Origin of the sequence: Actinomadura alba, from assembly GCF_014323705.1 — a bacterium.
GTDB classification, from domain to species: Bacteria; Actinomycetota; Actinomycetes; order Streptosporangiales; family Streptosporangiaceae; genus Actinomadura_C; species Actinomadura_C alba.
In genome coordinates, this window is the sequence record NZ_JABVEC010000016.1 from 94,599 (window position 1) to 111,809 (window position 17,211).

16 protein-coding genes and 1 pseudogene are annotated in these 17,211 nt (G+C 64.9%); 10 read left to right on the plus strand and 7 right to left on the minus strand.

What is annotated here, in order from left to right; all coding sequences use genetic code 11:
* Nucleotides 1-17 precede the first annotated feature (17 nt).
* Nucleotides 18-1,547, minus strand: a complete 1,530-nt coding sequence (locus HKK74_RS21365; RefSeq protein WP_187245032.1) for an FAD-dependent monooxygenase — start codon at nucleotides 1,545-1,547, stop codon at nucleotides 18-20.
* Between the two features lie 262 nt (nucleotides 1,548-1,809).
* On the opposite strand from HKK74_RS21365, the gene HKK74_RS21370 reads away from it, so the two are divergent.
* Nucleotides 1,810-3,039, plus strand: a complete 1,230-nt coding sequence (locus tag HKK74_RS21370; RefSeq protein ID WP_187245033.1) for a cytochrome P450 — start codon at nucleotides 1,810-1,812, stop codon at nucleotides 3,037-3,039.
* A gap of 24 nt (nucleotides 3,040-3,063) precedes the next feature.
* The gene (locus HKK74_RS21375) at nucleotides 3,064-4,002 is read left to right on the plus strand and encodes an aldo/keto reductase (protein ID WP_222722559.1); all 939 of its coding nucleotides are present in this window, start codon (nucleotides 3,064-3,066) and stop codon (nucleotides 4,000-4,002) included.
* 59 nt (nucleotides 4,003-4,061) lie between these two features.
* Here the strand turns inward: HKK74_RS21375 and HKK74_RS21380 are convergent, their stop codons facing one another.
* Entirely contained in the window at nucleotides 4,062-5,267 is a 1,206-nt protein-coding gene (locus tag HKK74_RS21380; RefSeq protein WP_222722560.1) for a cytochrome P450, read from the minus strand.
* A 209-nt stretch (nucleotides 5,268-5,476) separates the two neighbouring features.
* Between HKK74_RS21380 and HKK74_RS21385 the strand changes: the two genes are divergently transcribed.
* A complete protein-coding gene (locus HKK74_RS21385) occupies nucleotides 5,477-6,163 on the plus strand; it encodes a hypothetical protein (RefSeq protein ID WP_222722561.1) in 687 nt (228 codons plus the stop codon).
* Nucleotides 6,164-6,262: 99 nt separating this feature from the next.
* On the opposite strand, the gene HKK74_RS21390 is transcribed toward HKK74_RS21385, so the two are convergent.
* Nucleotides 6,263-7,018 (minus strand): hypothetical protein, encoded by a 756-nt coding sequence (locus HKK74_RS21390; RefSeq protein ID WP_187245036.1) that lies wholly within the window; start codon nucleotides 7,016-7,018, stop codon nucleotides 6,263-6,265.
* A 19-nt stretch (nucleotides 7,019-7,037) separates the two neighbouring features.
* A complete protein-coding gene (locus tag HKK74_RS21395) occupies nucleotides 7,038-7,319 on the minus strand; it encodes a hypothetical protein (RefSeq protein WP_187245037.1) in 282 nt (93 codons plus the stop codon).
* A gap of 207 nt (nucleotides 7,320-7,526) precedes the next feature.
* Between HKK74_RS21395 and HKK74_RS21400 the strand changes: the two genes are divergently transcribed.
* From HKK74_RS21400 to HKK74_RS21420, 5 genes are all read left to right on the plus strand, one after another.
* Entirely contained in the window at nucleotides 7,527-7,988 is a 462-nt protein-coding gene (locus HKK74_RS21400) for a hypothetical protein (protein WP_187245038.1), read from the plus strand.
* Nucleotides 7,989-8,111: 123 nt separating this feature from the next.
* Nucleotides 8,112-8,600 carry a hypothetical protein gene (locus HKK74_RS21405; protein ID WP_187245039.1) on the plus strand — a complete coding sequence of 163 codons (489 nt, stop codon included), beginning with the start codon at nucleotides 8,112-8,114 and terminating at the stop codon, nucleotides 8,598-8,600.
* Between the two features lie 829 nt (nucleotides 8,601-9,429).
* Nucleotides 9,430-10,725, plus strand: coding sequence for an aspartate aminotransferase family protein (locus HKK74_RS21410; protein ID WP_187245040.1), 1,296 nt, complete (start codon nucleotides 9,430-9,432; stop codon nucleotides 10,723-10,725).
* 433 nt (nucleotides 10,726-11,158) lie between these two features.
* Nucleotides 11,159-11,935 (plus strand): hypothetical protein, encoded by a 777-nt coding sequence (locus HKK74_RS21415; RefSeq protein ID WP_187245041.1) that lies wholly within the window; start codon nucleotides 11,159-11,161, stop codon nucleotides 11,933-11,935.
* Between the two features lie 3 nt (nucleotides 11,936-11,938).
* Nucleotides 11,939-13,129: an MFS transporter gene (locus tag HKK74_RS21420; protein ID WP_246491831.1), complete on the plus strand. Its 1,191-nt coding sequence runs from the start codon at nucleotides 11,939-11,941 to the stop codon at nucleotides 13,127-13,129.
* A gap of 23 nt (nucleotides 13,130-13,152) precedes the next feature.
* Here HKK74_RS21420 and HKK74_RS21425 read toward each other — a convergent pair whose 3' ends face one another.
* Entirely contained in the window at nucleotides 13,153-14,493 is a 1,341-nt protein-coding gene (locus HKK74_RS21425; RefSeq protein ID WP_312881656.1) for a glutamyl-tRNA reductase, read from the minus strand.
* A 184-nt stretch (nucleotides 14,494-14,677) separates the two neighbouring features.
* Between HKK74_RS21425 and HKK74_RS21430 the strand changes: the two genes are divergently transcribed.
* Both HKK74_RS21430 and HKK74_RS40120 read left to right on the plus strand, forming a co-directional pair.
* Entirely contained in the window at nucleotides 14,678-15,598 is a 921-nt protein-coding gene (locus tag HKK74_RS21430) for a porphobilinogen synthase (RefSeq protein ID WP_187245043.1), read from the plus strand.
* Between the two features lie 139 nt (nucleotides 15,599-15,737).
* Nucleotides 15,738-15,872: pseudogene (locus tag HKK74_RS40120) on the plus strand (IS701 family transposase); the annotation flags it as partial.
* A 39-nt stretch (nucleotides 15,873-15,911) separates the two neighbouring features.
* On the opposite strand, the gene hemC reads toward HKK74_RS40120, so the two are convergent.
* Complete coding sequence (hemC, locus tag HKK74_RS21435; protein ID WP_187245044.1) at nucleotides 15,912-16,820, minus strand: hydroxymethylbilane synthase; 909 nt, start codon at nucleotides 16,818-16,820, stop codon at nucleotides 15,912-15,914.
* 148 nt (nucleotides 16,821-16,968) lie between these two features.
* Nucleotides 16,969-17,115: a hypothetical protein gene (locus tag HKK74_RS21440; RefSeq protein ID WP_187245045.1), complete on the minus strand. Its 147-nt coding sequence runs from the start codon at nucleotides 17,113-17,115 to the stop codon at nucleotides 16,969-16,971.
* Between the last annotated feature and the right edge of the window lie 96 nt (nucleotides 17,116-17,211).

The window sequence follows — 17,211 nt, forward strand, 5'->3', positions numbered from 1 at the left end:
TGGTCTGTCCAAGGTGGTCAGGTCGCCCGGGCGGGCGGGCCGAACCATCGGGTGAGGACGCTCGGCAGCGACGCCGGGTCGGCGGGCGTGCTCCATGCGACGAAGCCGTCCGGCCGGATCAGCAGGGCGTCCGCCGGGGCCTCGGCGCATTCGGCGGTGACCACGTCGACCCGGTCGGACCAGGGCTCGGCGAGCGCACGCAACCCGGGATCGGCGCCGAGGTCGAGCAGCAGTGGCCGCCCGGTGCGTTGCAGTTCCGCGACCCGTACGGTGCCGTCGGAGCGTTCGAGCCGCAGGTCCGGGCTGTAGCGCCCGGCCAGCGGGCCGGTCAGCGACGGGTCGCCCATGTCGTAGCTGATGTGCAGGTCGTCGACCAGGGCGGTGAGCTGCCGGTTCGCCTCATCGCGGAGCAGCAGTTCCTTGAGCAGCCGGCGCAACGCGTCGACGTGCGGGCCGGGTCGCATCAACGCGATCGAGGCGCGCTGGATCTCCAGCGTCTGCGCGCCGATCGGATGCCGCTCCGAGGTGTACGTGTCGAGCAGATCCTCCTGGCACCAGCCTCGCGCGACCGCGGCGAGCTTCCAGCCGACGTTGACGGCGTCGCCCAGCCCGAGCCGCAGGCCTGGACCGCTCCAATGCGAGTGGACGTGGGCCGCGTCGCCGACTAGTAGTACCCGCCCGCTGCGGTACGTCTCGGCCTGCCGTGCGTTGTCGGTGAACCGGGTGATCTTCTTGACCTCGGTGACCGTCACCTTGGTGCCGCTGAGCCGGCGCAGCGCCCCCTGGAACTCCTCGAGCGTGATGGGCGCGTCCCGACTCACCGGTGGGTCGCCGAATTCCAGCGTGATGAACCGGGGTGGTCCCTCCTCGTACACCAGGAGCCCGCCGTCCTTGCGGAACCAGCCGGGCAGGTGGAAGTCGGGGTCGTCGATCTCGGCGAAGGCGCGGTACCCGGTCGTGATGCCGTCCGTTCCCGGAAAGGCGATGCCGGACAGCTTCCGGACCATGCTCCGGCCGCCGTCGCAGCCGACGAGCCATTCCGCCTCGATCCGGTACGGCCCGTCCGGTCCCTCGACGTCGAGGCCCACCCGGTCGTCGTCCTGGGTGAAGCCGGTGACCGTGTGGCCGCGCCGCACCTCGACACCGAGTTCCGTCGCGCGCCGCGCCAGGTCCTCCTCCAGCAGTTGCTGGGGCACCAGCAGGTCGGGCGACTCCGGGCGGAGGAGGAACATGCTGGCGAAATGCCGCGCGCCGGGGAACGCCTTGGGCAGCAGGCTGTCCGGCCGTCGCTCACCTGCGGCGATGCGTGCCCGCTGCTCGGCGGTCGGTGGCGTGGTGGGGGTCTCGGTCACCCCGATCATGAGACCGCGACGGTCCATGATGTCGACGGCCCGCCCGGTGATGCCCTCGGCCTTCGGGCGCCATTCGATCTCGGGCAGTCGTTCGAGCACCACCACCGGAACGTCGTGTAGTGCCACCTCGCAGGCGAGCATGAGCCCAACCGGTCCACCACCGACAACCGCGACCTGAGCATCCCGAAACGCCATTAACACCTCTTCTGGGGATAGCAATGAGCCTTGCTGGAAGAGTCGTCGGGTTACCACTCACAAGACCGGCCACATTTACGGCGGTCTTGCACCCTGCGCGTTGACACATGTGTCCGTTCGGTCAGCGCCGATGCTAATCGGATGGCCCAAAAATGACTAGTGGTGTCATTTTTCGGATTCGTCATGCATAATCTTCAGCGCTGATGATCACCGGCGTGCCGGGACGGCGCGGCCGCCCGGTGCCCAGGCGGGAGGTTGCCGGATGAGCGATGGTCGGATGGCCCAGCCGTTGGAGACCGACCGACCCACCCCCTTCGACCCGCCCGTCGAGCTGCGGAAGCGAGCCCCGCTGAGCCGGCTGGCCTATCCCGACGGGCACGTCGGCTGGGTGGCCACCGGGTACTCCGTCACCCGGGCCATCCTGGCCGATCCGCGCTTCAGTACCCGGCGCGAGCTGCTTCACCAGCCGGTCGGCCGGGAACGCGCGCATGAGCGGCCGACACCCGCGGAGCCGGGCATCTTCCCGCACATGGATCCGCCCGAGCACACCCGGTACCGCCGCCTGCTGAGCCGCCACTTCGGCCCTCGGCGCGTCGCGGAGCTGACGCCCGCGATCCGGCGGTACACCGCACAGGCGCTCGACGGTATGGCGGACGGCGGGCCGCCCGTCGACCTCGTCGCGTCGTTCGCGATGCCGATCCCGGCCATGGTGATCTGCGAGCTGCTGGGCGTACCGGCCGAGGACCGGCACCTGATCCAGGCGGCGACCGCGGTGATGAACAACCTGGATTCCACGCCGGAACAGGCGATCGACGCCGTGATGTCGATCACCGGGACGGTGCGCGGCCTCATCACGCGCCTGCGCGCCGCATCCACCCCATCGGACGACGGGCTACTGGCGCACGCCGTGGCGACCGACGACCTGACCGACGACGAACTCACCAACCTCGGGATGGTGCTGCTGGCCACCGGCCACCTGCCCACGTCGAGCATGCTCGCGCTCGGGACGTTCGTGCTGCTGACCGAACCGGCCCAGCGAGCCCGCCTGGCCGCGGACCCGGAACTCGCCGAGCGGGCGGTCGAGGAGCTGCTGCGATACCTGTCGATCCTCCAGTTCGACGTACGACGCACCGCGCTGGTCGATGTGGAGATCGACGGCCAGGTCATCGCGGCCGGTGAGACCGTGGTGCTGGCGCTGCCGGTGGCGAACCGGGATCATGTGCACTTCGCCGACCCGGACACGCTGGACCTGGCCCGCTCCCCGGCCGGGCACCTGGCCTTCGGGCACGGCATCCACCAGTGCCTCGGGCAGCATCTCGCGCGCGCCGAGCTTCGTATCGCGCTGACCGCGCTCTTCGAGCGCTTCCCCGACCTGCGCCTGGCGGTTCCGGCGGCCGAGGTGCCGACCCGCGAACGCATGGCGGTGTACGGAGTGGACCGGCTACCGGTCGCCTGGGGTGCTGTTCTGGCGGACCGTCCGAGCGCCGGATAGTTTTGGATCATGCGTTATAGGAGCTTGGGCGATTCAGGCCTCCGGGTGTCGGTGGTCGGGCTGGGCTGCAACAACATCGGTGCGCGTCTCGACGTGACCCGTACCAGGGCGGTGGTGGACGCGGCGATCGAGGAGGGTGTCACGCTGTTCGACACCGCCGAGTCGTACGGCGCGACCCCGGGTGCCTCCGAGGAGCAGCTCGGCGAGGTGCTGGCCGGCCGGCGGGACAAGGTGGTGCTGGCCACCAAGTTCGGCAGCCCCGACAACCGCCCCGACTACGGGCAGGGCGAGGCGCGCGGAGCGCTGGGCGGCCGGTCGTACATCCGACGGGCGGTGGAGGGTTCGCTGCGCCGCCTGCGTACCGACTACATCGACCTGTTCCAGTACCACTTTCCGGACGGCGTCACTCCGATCGAGGAGACGCTGGAGGCCCTGACCGAGCTGGTGCGTGAGGGCAAGGTGCGCTACATCGGCAGCTCGAACTTCACCGGCTGGCAGATCGCCGAGGCCGCGCATGTGGCCCGCGCGGGCGGATGCGCGTCGTTCGTGTCGACGCAGAACCACTGGTCGTTGTTGGACCGGGGCGCCGAGCGCGACGTGGTTCCGGCGGCCGTGCATTACGGGGTCGGCGTGCTGCCGTACTTCCCGCTGGCCCACGGGCTGCTGACGGGAAAGGTGCGACGCGGGCAGGAGCCGCCGGCCGGGAGCCGGCTCGCGGAGCGTCCTTTCCTCGTCACGCCGGAGAAGCTGGACCGGGTGGAGGTCCTGACGTCCTGGGCCGAGAAGCACGACCGGTCCGTCCTGGACGTGGCCATCGGCGCGCTGGCCGCTCTGCCCGGCTGCGGTTCGGTGATCGCCGGTGCGACCGGCCCGGAGCAGATCCGGGCCAACGCGGCCGCCGGCGATTGGGAACCGACCGCCGAGGAACTGGCCGAGATCACCGCGTTGGTGCCGCTCACCTGATCGGCAGGGTCCGCGACGGCGGCGCCGACACGCGACCGGGCGGTGCTGGACCGGTTGGACTACCAGGCGACGGGCATCGCGTGCAGCCCGAAGAGCCCGGCATCGTAGGCGAAGGGCAACTGGTCGAGCCCGGCCGCCAGGCGCAGCGTCGGCATCCGGGTCAGCAGGGTGCCGTAGGCGATCTCCAGCTCGGCGCGGGCGAGGTTGTGGCCGACGCACTGATGTACCCCGTGGCCGAAGGCGAGGTGGTGGTGCGCAGACCGGCGGATGTCGAACTCGTCGGGATTCTCGAACGCCCGCTCATCACGGTTGGCAGATGCGGCCAGTACCGTCAGGCGATCACCAGCGCAGATCTGCACACCGCCGATATCGAGGTCGTCCGCCGCCGTCCGGTCGAAGCTGACCCAGTCCTGCACCGAGTAGAACCGCAGCAGCTCCTCGGTCGCACCCGGCAGCAGGCTCGAGTCGGCGCGCAACGCGGCGAGCTGCGCCGGGTGCTCCAGCAGCGTCAGCACGCCCAGTGAGATCATGTTCGCCGGCGACTCGTAGCCCGCGAGCAGCAGCAGGAATCCGATGTTGATCAGAGCGTCGGTGGTCAGCTCCCCGGTGGGCAGGTACCTGGCGGCCAGCCGTCCGATGAGGCCGTCGTGTGGTTCACGCTCGGCGCGGAGGATGAGTTCGCGCAGGTAGCCGCGAAGGTCTTGGGAGGCCTGGGGCGCCCGCTGGTCGATGCTCATCACGCTCAGCATCCGGAGCCGGGACTCGAAGAATCCGTGGTCGCCGGCCGGGACGCCGAGCAGCTCGCAGATGACTCGCGACGGGACCGGGCGCGCGAACGACTCGACGAGGTCGGCAGACGACCCGGTCTCCAGCATCTTGTCGATCGCCGTGTCGACGATTCGTTGGATGCGCGGCCGCATGGCGGCCACCGGGCGGGCACCCAGCTCCGAGATCAGCAACCGTCGATACCGACTGTGCTCTGGTGGGTCCATGTCGATGAAGAAGCCGTCGTCGGGACGGTCGTCGTCGGGTCCGCGAGGTCGTTCGGGTCGTCCGGTGTTCGAGCTGATCCGCGGGTCGCTGAGGATCTGCCGCGCCTCGGCGTGGCGGGTGACCGCCCAGACCGGCGCACCGTTGGGCAGGTTGGCGCGGACGATCGGCGCGCTGGCGCGCATCCGCTGATACTCGGCCGGCGGAGCGAACGGGCAGGTCCGCTCCATCGGGAAGGTCGGTGGCGCGAGCATGTCGTGCTCGGATGTGCTCATCCAGTTCCCCCTCAGCGGCCGCTCCAGCATGCCGCCGCAGCGTGGGGCGTGTCCAGCGGCCGGGGACGGATCCTCAGTACCGTCGACGAGACGCCACCATTTTGGGAACCAAACAAATCACGTCCGGTCGGAGTCTGAGCTATATACTTTGACCTTGATTTCCGATCACACGGAGACGGTCCGAAAAAACGGCAATGAATGGAGGTTGCATGCCAGAATTTCTCGACTACGAATTGCATTACCTCGCCATGCTCGACGAACTGGCAAATTCCCCCGAAGTGAAGGTCTTCCATGAAGAGCGAGGGCCGATCGAGGAGATGGTCGGGGATGCCTCGGAAACTTTCGAACTCATTGCTGACGAGGTGGGCATCCATCTGGATCAGTCCTTGCATCGCACCTTCCTTCGTTTTGAGGGGCTGTCCAGCCACTGGGCGATAGAGCGTCCGGGCACGTATCTGACGGGCGAGTTCTCGATCTGCCATCTCGGCGCAGCGATGCTCGTGACGGGGGTTGACCTGGCTACGGACGAGACTCCGGAGGAGGAACGCCGGATCTATTCGCAGCTGCGCGCTTTCGATGAGCATCCGCGGGGCGGCGGTGGCACCCTGACGGGGCTGCGAATCCTTCCCGGGATGTCGGCACCAGAGATTTGGTATTACGGCGGGCCACAGGGCGTGTTCAAGCTGGACCTGGGCTACGACGAGTATCTTGATGCGCTGCTGGTCATGAAGGGCGTTTATAGCTGGCAGTATCTTTTCGCCGACGTTTCCATGCTAGACATGGACTTCGCGGCAGCCGTAGACGCCATAAAGGAAATGTTGGAGATATTTCCTGGGCTCTTCCCCGGACACGACTATGCACCTTTCCGGGCGCGACTCATGGAAAGGATCGGATAGAGAGAACAGTGTCGCGATCAGCCGTCCGCGGCCGAACTCGGGCATCATTGCCGCGGAGGCGGCGGCGACGACGGTCCCGCTCTTCGGGGTGGGCCTCCGTCACCCCGAGTGAGCCAGTCGGACGTATCCGTACGGGTTGAAGAACAGGTCGTCCTCGTCGTGGCGGTCGCATGTGCCGGTACGCAGCAACCATCGGGGGGCGTCCTCGGTCATCCGGAAGCCGGCGCCGTCCTCGATCTCCTCGGCGCGTGGATCGGTCAGCAGGTAGATCGCCAGCCTGTCCAGATGCGCGACCAGATCAGGCAGACCGTCCTCGGTCAGATGCTCCTCATCGACCTCGATCTCTACCTCGGGCGCGCCGAGCAGGTGCATGCCGCAGCTGTAGAGCACCCGACCGTCGTAGATCGGCCGCTTCACCCAGGCGGCGACGAGCGCACCGGCCAGGTCTTCGTCCTTGGCATCGGCCGCTCGGTCGGCCAGCGAGAGCCAGCGGTCCCGGCCGTGCGCGATTCCACTGCTCTCGTTCTTCACCGCAGCCGCGCCGGACCGCAGTAGAGCGGCCGTCGCCGCCAGCAGCCGCCGCGAAGTATCGGCCGCCAGATCCCGCATCATCGGCGCCGACAGCAGGTAGCCGACCGTATCGTGGGACTCCACGGCGGCCCAGTCCTCCTCGTCGAACGAAGCCGCCGCCATACTGGCCTCGAACGCCTCCGGCATTCGCGGATCGGGTTCGGACTCGGAGTACTCACGGTCGAGCACGAAACCGCCGAAGCCGGTGGCGACCCGTTCGATCTCCGAAAGGCTCAGCCCGGAGCCGAGTACGCACAGCACATGCCGAGGAATCGCTTCGCTCATCTCGGCACGCTATCGATCATCACCGACGTTCCGCGCCGATCAACCCCCGCGGCCGGACACCGTCATCGTCTACCGGTGGAAGCGATGCCAGGCGCTCGATCTGGTCACGAATCTCCGGGAGAGCCTGTTCACGGACGTCACCGCCATAGAACAGGTAGAGCGTCCAGTTGAAAGGCTTGGCCGGGAAACCCCAACCACCTGAATAGTGGTCGTCCTGGGCTTGGTCGATGATCTGTTCCGCGCGTTGCCCCTGTATGTGATCAAGCTCGATCCATCCTCGAACCGAGGCGTACATCCCCATGCACGCACTCTACGGAGACCGTCACAGGGTTTAGGAACGGTGTGAGGTACATGGCTATGACCAGCGCAATGGGCTGGTCGTCGTAGTCTCTGCCCCCACCCGCCCCCAGCGGTGCCGTAACACCGGGCTCACCGGATCTCCGGTTGGCGGCGGGGCCGCCATTCCTGTGACCGCGATGGGTTGGGGCGGGTCTGTCATGATGCGGGTGTGCTGCCGAATCTGGACAGGATCTCCGGTGACGGGGACGCGGTTGCCTGGGCAATCCTGGAGCGCGCACCAGATCCGATCGATCAGGGCTTCCTTGAGTCTCTGGCACCTGAGGCGTGGCTGTGGCTGGGCCGATTTGGCACCCGGCAGGTGACGATCGCACTGCGGGAGGGTTCGGCTGACCTGTTGCACCGGGGCTTGCTGGCCACAGGACTGTCGGTGTGCCTACGGTCGGAAGACGATCGGGACACTATGGTGAGCCTGGCGTTGCCGTGCGTCGTGGCGCAACATCTGGACATGGCACCGGTCGAGGTGTTCGCTGAGATTGCCGACCGCGTGCCCGACGCGCGGGTGGCTGAGCTGTTGCGGCGTTTCGGTGCTCGAAGCGACGTCACGCTGAGAGCATTCGGTTGGGAGATGGTCATGACTCCCGGCGGACTGGATTTCCAGCCCTTGCCATGACCTGAGTCGGCAAGGTCCTGGCGCCGGTTCGCGTCCCCTCAGCTGGCCGCGATGGTTCCGCAACTCCGGCCATGGAAGGCTGTAGATCAACCTGGTGGACAGCGTGAAGATCGAGGGGCATGCATGGCCTACGAGCTCATTTTCTTCTGCAAGGGGGCAGAGGAGGAGACCGGCGCGGGGGCCATGGACCGTGTTATTGATGCCGTGCTGGAGAACGGGCCGCCTCTATTCGGGGAATACCTGGGCCCTCCAGAGCCCCAACTGGGCGAGTGGCTGGGTCCCGAGGCCGATGCCATCCATAGCTTCAGGCTGGTCACAGGAAGCGAGCGGGAGGGACCGGCGGCCGACTATCTCTTGCTGGAGATCCATGTTGGTGTGCGGTTCATCGCCGATGATGTGATCGCGGTGGACCCGGATGACGACCATGGCGTGTGGGGTAGCGATCTCATGGCGGTCATCACGTTGAGTGGTGACCATCCGGATTGGCCGTTGGTTGATCGAATATGGACGGCGCTGGAAAGCCTCTGGGCGGTGGTGCCGTGGGATGAGATGTCGGGCTTCGCGATTGCGGCTGAGACTCGAAGGCCACTTGGAGGCGACACCTCCCCTTGAGCTTCGCCTCTGCCGTCGTCCCGGGATAACCATGCGGTATCTGCGAGATCGGCGGGGGCAGCCAGCGTGGTGACCAGCCGGTAGCGGCCATGCAGGCTCCTGCCGCAGGCCAGGGACACGGTGACGTCGGTGCTGGCTGAGGAAGACCCGTCCTGGCAGAGAGAAACCGTTAGCTTGATAGACCCAAGCCACGTGGAGGCTACCGGGGTGGTTTGGCCGTGCCCTCGGGGTGTGCCGCGGCGATGTAGCGCTGTCCGGGCCCCGCCGCGAACCAAGACTGCCGGTTCTTCGTGATGCTCTCCACGCCCACTCCCAGCCTCAACGCACTGACACTGCACGGCCCGCGTACGGCCTGCACCGCGGGTCTACGCCCACGTGATCCATGAGGCCGAGATGGCGGCGACCGAGGTGTTCGCCAAGGCGCTGGCCGAAGCGTCGTAGCAACCCGTGTTGGCAAGCCCGTTAGCAAAAGGCCCCTTCCGAAGATCGGAAGGGGCCTTTGAGCTGCGAGCCGCCTATCGGAATCGAACCGATGACCTATTCATTACGAGTTCCCGCATACGGCGAGGCCCGTACCTGTGTTGCCCTGGAACTGATGGCCGTACGTACCTTCGCAATGGCCGTCGCTCCGCTGGCCCCGTGGATCGGCGAGCAGTTGGCCGCCGGACTCGGCAAGCCTTTGGGCGTGCCGGCCGAATGATCCTCCGACAGGTGCGGCCGGGGACACCCATGCGGTTCTCTGGTAACTTCAGTGGACACGGTCGTCGACCGGCCGATCACGACGGCCCTTCTGGTCCACCCGTAGCGCATTGCAGGAAAGAAGCCCCCGATGACCGAACAAACCTATGAGTCGATCTCTACGGCGTCACGGGAGATGTATGCCAGAGCCTGTGAAGTGCTGCCTGGTGGTAACACCAGGACCGGCATCTTCAATTCGCCGTACCCTATCTATGCGCGCTCGGGCAACGGCTGCCGGGTCACCGACCTCGATGGTGTCGAGCGGATCGACTTCCTCAACAACAGCACCACGTTAATCCACGGACACGCGCACCCGGAGATCGTCGCTGCGGTCACCGAGGCCGCTGGCCGCGGGACGTGTTTCGCGCTACCCACTGAGGCGGAGGTGGAGTTCGCCGAGGCCGTCTGCGCCCGGAACGAGTCGTTCGAATGGGCCCGGTTCACCAGCTCTGGTACCGAGGCGGTCATGATGGCGGTCCAGGCCGCCCGCGCGTACACCGGCAAGCCGAAGATCGCCAAGTTCGCCGGAGCGTTCCATGGCGCCTACGACTCGGTCGCGGTGAACAATTACGGGTCGGACTCGCTGACCCCGCACAGCCACGCCACGGGCACCCCGGCCGCGATCCTGGCCAACACCGTGATGATCCCGTTCAACGATCCAGACGGTGCGGTCGCAATCCTGCGCGAAAACGTCGATGACTTCGCCTGTGTGCTGATCGACCCGGTCCCCTGGCGACTCGGCCTGCTACCGGCGAACAGGGAGTTCCTGGCCGCACTGCGGGCATTCTGCGACGAGACCGGCGTCCTGCTGGTCTCTGACGAGATCAGTTCGTTCCGAATCGGCTACCACGGCGCCATGCACGCTATGGGCGGCGTTGCCGACCTCACCGTACTCGGCAAGATCATCGGCGGCGGCATGCCGATCGGCGCGGTGACCGGTCGGTCCAAGTTCATGTCGGTGTTCGACCCCAGCCAGGGAACGCCGAAGTTGCCGCACTCCGGCTCCTACAACGCCAACCCGGTCAGCATGGCGGCTGGCATGGCCTCACTGCGTCTGCTCACGCCCGAGCAGATTGATCGGATAAATGCGATGGGCGAGCAGGTCCGGCGGGAGTTGCGCAGTGTCATTGCCGAGGAAGGTCTGGACTGGGCCGTCAACGGGATGTCTTCGTTGTTCCGGATCGTCACCTCGACCGTACCCGGATCGGATCTGTCCGGCCCGGAACTGAGCCGGTTGCTGTTCCAGGCCCTGCTGACCAACGGGATCCTGATCGGTAACAGCGGACTGGGTTGTGTGTCGACGCCGATGGGACAGGGTGAGATCGACGAGTTTGCGGTCAATTTCAAACAAGCGGTCCGGCAAGCCGTGGCTGCCGCCCGCAGTTGATAACGAGATCCCAGACACTCAGGAATGATGCACCGAAATGACTGGAACAGAACCTGAGTTCAAGTTGTCTACAGCAATCATGACACATCCAGGACGGATTGAGGCCGCCCAATCGTTGGCGAAGTCGATCGTGGAGTTGTCTCCAAAAATAATAGTAGACCCGACTCCCACCGGTCGAACGATCGACAATGCTGTTCGCGCTTGGAACGCGGTGGAGGACGACGCGACTCATCACTTGGTACTACAGGACGACTGCCATGTTTGCAGCGGCTTCATACCGATGCTACGCAGTGCTATATCCGAAATGCCGCACTGTGCTCTGTCGTTCTTTACCACTTGGAGTTCTCGAACATCAAACGTGGTACGAATTGCAGCATTGCGCAGATCTCGATGGGCTGAGGTTTGTGACTACTATCTACCTTGCGTTGCTCTTGTGCTGCCGGCATGGATGGCTCAATCATTTTCTCTAAGCTCACTCAATGGAGTATATCTCGAGGATGATTCTGCGCTATTCGAGTATATAACCAAGCATGACGTCCGCGCATACATGCATGTACCCAACCTTGTTCAGCATTCCGAGCTTCCGACAGTTGCGAGGAATCAGGTTGGCACACGGCTTTCAGTTTACTTCCATGATGACGCCACAGCGATGGGCGCCAGAAGAGGGATAACAGAAGCTGGGACGATTCTCCCTCAATTCTCCTGGTACAGGCGACAGAACTACTGGTTATACAGAAGAGATACACGAGCACAATGGTACGAGATCAACAGCGAAGAATCAGTTCTTGAATATATCGGGATCGACCTGGACAAGGTCCATGATCACTATGAGAAGGCCCGTCAAGCTCAGCCAGAGGCGATAGGAGTTGTTGATGACGGATCTCATTATGCTCTATGGCTAAGCGCCTTTGGTCTCGGAATGGCAGCTGCTGGTAGAGGTAACATATACCTCCATACTGACGCTGCTCAAATAGCACTCGGAACGCTAGCACCTGGCGCATGGCGGCTGATGGCGGCGGACCATGTGATAGCACAACACAGAGTAGCACTTGCAAAGTTCGTCACCGCCGCCGTCGAGCTAGGGGTTTCATACGTAAAAAACGGCCAGGCTCCCGCCATCCACGATATTTCCTTGCCTTCAAATTTCCTTGGAAGGCGAGCCCTCTCCCACATCGATCCAATGAATCCATATAATCAGCGGCAGCTTTAGTGAATGAATCCTCCAGGGGTTCTAGCAATCTATAGCGCACCCGCGTATAGGCCTCACGTGGCAACTCTTATTGCCGCCGGCGCAGCATCGTCATGTGGAGTTCCACTCCTTCCTATCCATGTGACAACAACAGCAGGAGGCACTCTATCCCAAGTGGGATACATATCTACGACCTCACTGCTTGGTTCGCTTGTGGGACTCATTCTGGGCCACATTTCCGATCGCCGGAAATCGAATACCGGAATCATTCGGATCAGCGCACTGCTGCTCAGCTTTGGATGGTTCGCAGTAGGCTGGACCCGCAGTGTTCTAGAAGTGTTTCTTATTTCAATCTGCTTCTTGTCACTCGCTACCGTCCTTAGCTCTCAAGTCTTCGCCGCAATATCCACATCCCAGGAATCCAAGGAAAGGGAACGCGCCAAGGTAGCGAGTTCTCTCCGTGCATGTTTCTCATTGGGGTACGCGATTGGTCCTCTAGTGGGGGCCGCGATTGCTGGCATCGGAGGGATTAGAGCCGCTTTTTCGGTCTCCGGTCTTTTGTACTTCAGCATCGTTCTCATTGCGAAAAGCCCCGCGCCGTCAAATCTTGAGGAAGTTCGAAAGGTCAGCTCGCCTGGTGGGGTGGCGCCAAGCAGCTTGGGTCGGATGGTATTCTTCTGCAGCCTGCTGTGCTTGGTGCTTGTGGGTGATTTTCTAAAAGCCTCTTACCTTCCGGTCTACATCGTCCACAACCTTGGTTATTCAATCCTGGTTAGCGGAGTTTTGCTCGGGCTGTGTGCAGGACTCGAGTTGATCGCCTTCATGGTGATTGGACTGATATCGTCACGGTACGGCGCCGGGTGGACAGTTGCCATCGCAGTCGGAATAGCCTCACTGGGTTACAGCTTGATGGCAGGCATTCCTCATCTCGCGGTTATTTACATGGTTCAGATTTCCCACGTCTGGGTTTTTGCCGCTATTCATGGGGTCGGCCCGATCTATACTCAACGTCTTCTGGGGCCGCATATTGGGACTGCTACGGCATCCTTCTTCTTTGCTGTAGCCGGCGCTAAGGTTTTAAGTGGTGTAATAGGTGGGGTACTTGCAGTTCCTCTTGGCCTTCCAAACTTGTTCTGGCTTCCAGCCGCAATATGTGCCATTGTGTTTATTGTAATGATCTTTACTGTCCCCCGAGGGGTGCTGCGTGTGCAGTGACCTTTACCCCACGGAGGAGTGGATTAGGTTTCTGGTCCCTCGACTCGGCCGCTTGGTTCGCTGGAGGTTCCATTCGGAATTCGGGAGCTATCAGGCCCCGCCGGGTCGGTGTGCGTGGCCGATTCCGGGGGGTTCGGCGGGAGGTCGAACAGCTCGCGCAGCACGGTGGCGTACTGCCCGCCGCCGGGTGCCGCGGCTAGTTCCTGGACGCGCACGGTGGGCGTGTGCAGCAGTTTGTCCGCCACTCTTTGGACCGTCCGGGCGATGACGCCATGCGCGCGTTCGTCAAGCTCGGGGAGTCGGGTGGTCAGCCGGGCCAGTTCACTGTCCACCACGGCTGTCGCCTTGTCCCGTAGCGCGGCCACCGTCGGGGCCACCGCCTCCGCGTACCGACTCGCCCGGCAGTCGGCGATCTCATCCTCGATGATGCGCGTGACCGCCTCGATATCGACGGCGTTGGCGTGCGCCCGGTCGACGAGGTCGTCCAGACCGATCAGGATGGCGCCGGGCCGCAGCGCGGCTTCCGGGTCGATGCCGCGCGGGAAGGCCAGATCGAGCAGGACTACGGGGCGGCACACCATGTCCGCAGTGACCACGTACTCGCCTGCACCTACGCAGGAGACGACCAGGTCGGCGGTGGCGAGCGCGTCCCCCACGTCCGCGAGTGGAATCGCGGCGGCATGCACCGGGACGTTGTCGGCCAGGCGTTCGGCCCGCCGTACGGTCCGATTCGCCACCGTGACCGTGGCGATCCCGCGATCAGCCAAGGTGTTGGCGGTCAGTGTGCTGATCGAGCCTGCTCCGACGATCAGCGCGTGCTTGCCGGCCACCGGTCCGACGATGTCCAAGCCCACGGTCACCAACGAGGCACCGGCACGGTTGATGCTGGTCTCGGACCGGGCTCGCTTGCCGACCCGCAGCGCCCGCTGCATGACCCCGTGCAGCACCCGGCCCACAGTGCGGCGATCCTGCGCGAGCCGGAAGGCGGCGCGTACCTGGCCCAGGATCTGGTCCTCACCGATCACCATCGAATCCAGCCCGCACACCATCTTGAGCAAGTGTCGGAACGCGTCGTCGTCCGCGTACTGGTAGAGGTGCGGAACCAGCCGATCCGGCGGAATACCGCAGTGCCGGGCGAACAGTTCGGTGATGGTCTGGACGCTCTGCGAAGACGTCACGGTCTCGGCGTAGACCTCCACCCGGTTGCAGGTGGCGACGACCACGGCCTCGCGGGTTCCGGGGGCGCGATGGACGTCACTTAGTAATCTCTTGGCGGTCTCCTCGGTGATGGCTGCCCGCTCGAAGATGGCCAGTGGCGCGCTCCGATAGCTTAATCCGATCACCAGAATGCTGATGGCAATCACCTCCGCTGGCGGACGTCGACTCTGCTGGCGGACGTCGACTCTGGGCAGTTTATTCACTGCAACAATCCGTTGTAATTATGGATACTATGCCCTATGGCGAGTGCTGCGTCTAGTCAAAAGGATTTCGGATTCGACTGGCATGGCCGCCATATCAGCAGCCCTTTCCTGGGACGGGAGTGAGTTCGTGATCGAGCACGACGTCACAGAGTTCGCGGTCACCGGCGAGACGGTCAGTACCCTGAAGCCCTCGGATCTGGCAATGGTCTTCCTGGTCCGGGACGACCCGGAGGCCGGGGCACGCCCGATGCCGACGCTGGGCTTGCGGGATGTCGGTCCTGCCGTGAAGGACTTGGTCAGACACGGGGTCAGCGCGGTCAAGGTGTTCGCCGGCGGCGATCGCCGCGACGCCCTGGGGTCGGCGGGCCGCGCCCGCGACAGCATGATGTCCCGAGCCATCCAGGAGGTGAAGGCGGCCGACGCGTCGATGACGGTAATGACCGAGACATGTCTGTGCTCGTTCACGGACACCGGGGAGTGCCATGTAGGCGATGACGCGGGCAGCCCGGACATCGCGGCCACCATCGAGGCGATCGCGGAACAGGCGGTGGTGCAGGCGAAAGCGGGGGCGGACATCGTGGGACCGGCCGCGATGCTGCCCGGAAGCGTGCGTCGGGTGCGTCAGGCACTGGACGATGACGGGCGGTCGGGCATTCGCATCATGCCGCATCTCATCTTCGACTCAAGGCTCTACGACGGCTATCGCCGCACCATGGACGCGATTCCGGCGTCCGGCGAGCGCCGCGTATTTCAGGTGGATCCGCAGCGGCCGACGCGCGCGGTCCGGACCTCCCTGGAGTTCATCGAAGAGGGCGCGGACATGCTACTGCTGGAGCCCGCCCTGTTCTGCGCCGACGTGCTGGTCGCGTTAAAGCGGATCTGCGCTGTACCGCTGGCGCCGTTCTCCGTGTCGGGCGAATACACCAGACTAATGGGGGCCGACGGGGATCATCGCTTGCTGTTCGAGCTGTTCACCATGTTAAAGCGCGCCGGGTCGGATCACATCATTACGTACGCCGCCGCAGAACTGGCGCGTACGCTGGAGTGATGCCGCCACATGGCAGGCAACGACCAGGTCTGCCCGTCCCTCGACTAATCCGCGTGCTCGAAGCGACACTGAAGCTCCCAAGAGCACGGCTCCCAGCGCCTGGCTAATCCACGGCCTCCAACCACCACAGCACCTGATGGGTTTGCCGGCTCCGGTGGAGCGTAAGAACGGGTGGCAGCCGGCCGAGGCGGCCGGGGACGCAACCCCTGATCGGAGGCAGCGGCTGCTCAACAACGCCCGCTGGGACCCTCGTCAGGTGCGTGATGACCTGCGGGCCGGCTCTGGGCGATCGAAGAGTTGGCTGACTGGAGTACTACACCGTGGCTCGGATTTCCCGCAGGATGTGCTCCGCCCCGGACATGACAAGCGTGGCGGCGAGCTGCGCACCAAGCGCCTCTGGGTCCCGGCCGAAGGCGTTCGCGACCACCTTGTGGCTGCCGTCGAGCGAGGTGACCTGTGCGCTCAGACGCAGACCGCGCCCCTCAGCCGGCACCGCGTAGGCTCCGACCGGTACCGAGCAGCCGCCATGCAGTTCGGCGAGCAGCGCCCGTTCCGCGCGAACCGCGGCGTCCGCGACCGGATCGCCCACCGAGGAGAGCATCTCCCGCAGTTCGGTGTCGGCCGCCCGTATCTGGACGCCGAGTGCCCCCTGACCAGGCGACGGCGGAAAATCTTCCAACGGAAGCAGATCCGCGATCTGGTCCTCAAGGCCCAAGCGGCGCAGCCCAGCCGCCGCCAACACCACGGCGTCCAACCCGGTCTCCAGGCGCCTGAGACGCGGTGGCACATTGCCGCGGATCGGCACGATGTCCAAATCCGGGCGCAGTGCCTTGAGCTGCGCGATCCGCCGTGGCGATCCAGTGCCGACCCTGGCCCCGGGACGCAGGGCCGCGAGGGTGGAGCCGCACAGCGCGTCCCGCATGTCGGCACGCGGCGGGGTCGTGGCCAGGGCGAGCGCCGGCGGCATGCTGGTCGGCAAATCCTTGAGAGAATGCACCGCCACGTCGATCCGCCCGGCCAGCAGTTCCTCCTCAAGCCTGCTGGAGAACGCCCCGTCCCCGCCCACTTCGCTCAGCGGACTCTTGCGATCCCGGTCACCGTCCGTGGTGATGGTGCGGGTTTTGAACCTGATCACCGGGCAGGGGACAAGGCTGGCAAGGTACTCACGCACCATGGCCTGCGCCAAATGGCTACCGCGGACACCGATAACGACCGTCTCCATGCCACTAGGTTATGGCCGGGTGAGGAGTTGCGTGGCCCTACCCCCTCTCAATTTGTGCGCACCTCTTCGCCAGTGGATCTGCTTGAGGATGTCGCGTGGGTCGGTGGGGAGGGGTCGGCGGCATGGTGAGGGACCCAAGGCCACCGAGTCACTCCCCCATGCCCGCGTCCACGATCTCCGGCACATCCACGTAACCACGCTCCTCCTGGCGGGCGTTCCTGTCCACGTGGAAGCTGCCCCGCTGGGCCATGCTGATCCGGCGATCACGCTCCGGGTCTACGCCCAGGCGATCCATGAGGCCCCGGCCGCGTGCCGTCAGTTCGTCACACGGCCCTACGCGGAACGCCGTCGTAGTCGGCCTGTAGGCCTGGTTCTTTTCCGGGGTTGGCGT

Bases quoted from the DNA above. Each gene is read 5' to 3' on its own strand.
- HKK74_RS21365 (WP_187245032.1), bottom strand. From the start codon at position 1,547: ATGGCGTTTCGGGATGCTCAGGTCGCGGTTGTCGGTGGTGGACCGGTT.
- HKK74_RS21370 (WP_187245033.1), top strand. From the start codon at position 1,810: ATGAGCGATGGTCGGATGGCCCAGCCGTTGGAGACCGACCGACCCACC.
- HKK74_RS21380 (WP_222722560.1), bottom strand. From the start codon at position 5,267: ATGAGCACATCCGAGCACGACATGCTCGCGCCACCGACCTTCCCGATG.
- HKK74_RS21385 (WP_222722561.1), top strand. From the start codon at position 5,477: ATGCCAGAATTTCTCGACTACGAATTGCATTACCTCGCCATGCTCGAC.
- HKK74_RS21390 (WP_187245036.1), bottom strand. From the start codon at position 7,018: ATGAGCGAAGCGATTCCTCGGCATGTGCTGTGCGTACTCGGCTCCGGG.
- HKK74_RS21395 (WP_187245037.1), bottom strand. From the start codon at position 7,319: ATGGGGATGTACGCCTCGGTTCGAGGATGGATCGAGCTTGATCACATA.
- HKK74_RS21405 (WP_187245039.1), top strand. From the start codon at position 8,112: ATGGCCTACGAGCTCATTTTCTTCTGCAAGGGGGCAGAGGAGGAGACC.
- HKK74_RS21410 (WP_187245040.1), top strand. From the start codon at position 9,430: ATGACCGAACAAACCTATGAGTCGATCTCTACGGCGTCACGGGAGATG.
- HKK74_RS21420 (WP_246491831.1), top strand. From the start codon at position 11,939: ATGAATCCTCCAGGGGTTCTAGCAATCTATAGCGCACCCGCGTATAGG.
- hemC (WP_187245044.1), bottom strand. From the start codon at position 16,820: ATGGAGACGGTCGTTATCGGTGTCCGCGGTAGCCATTTGGCGCAGGCC.
- HKK74_RS21440 (WP_187245045.1), bottom strand. From the start codon at position 17,115: ATGGATCGCCTGGGCGTAGACCCGGAGCGTGATCGCCGGATCAGCATG.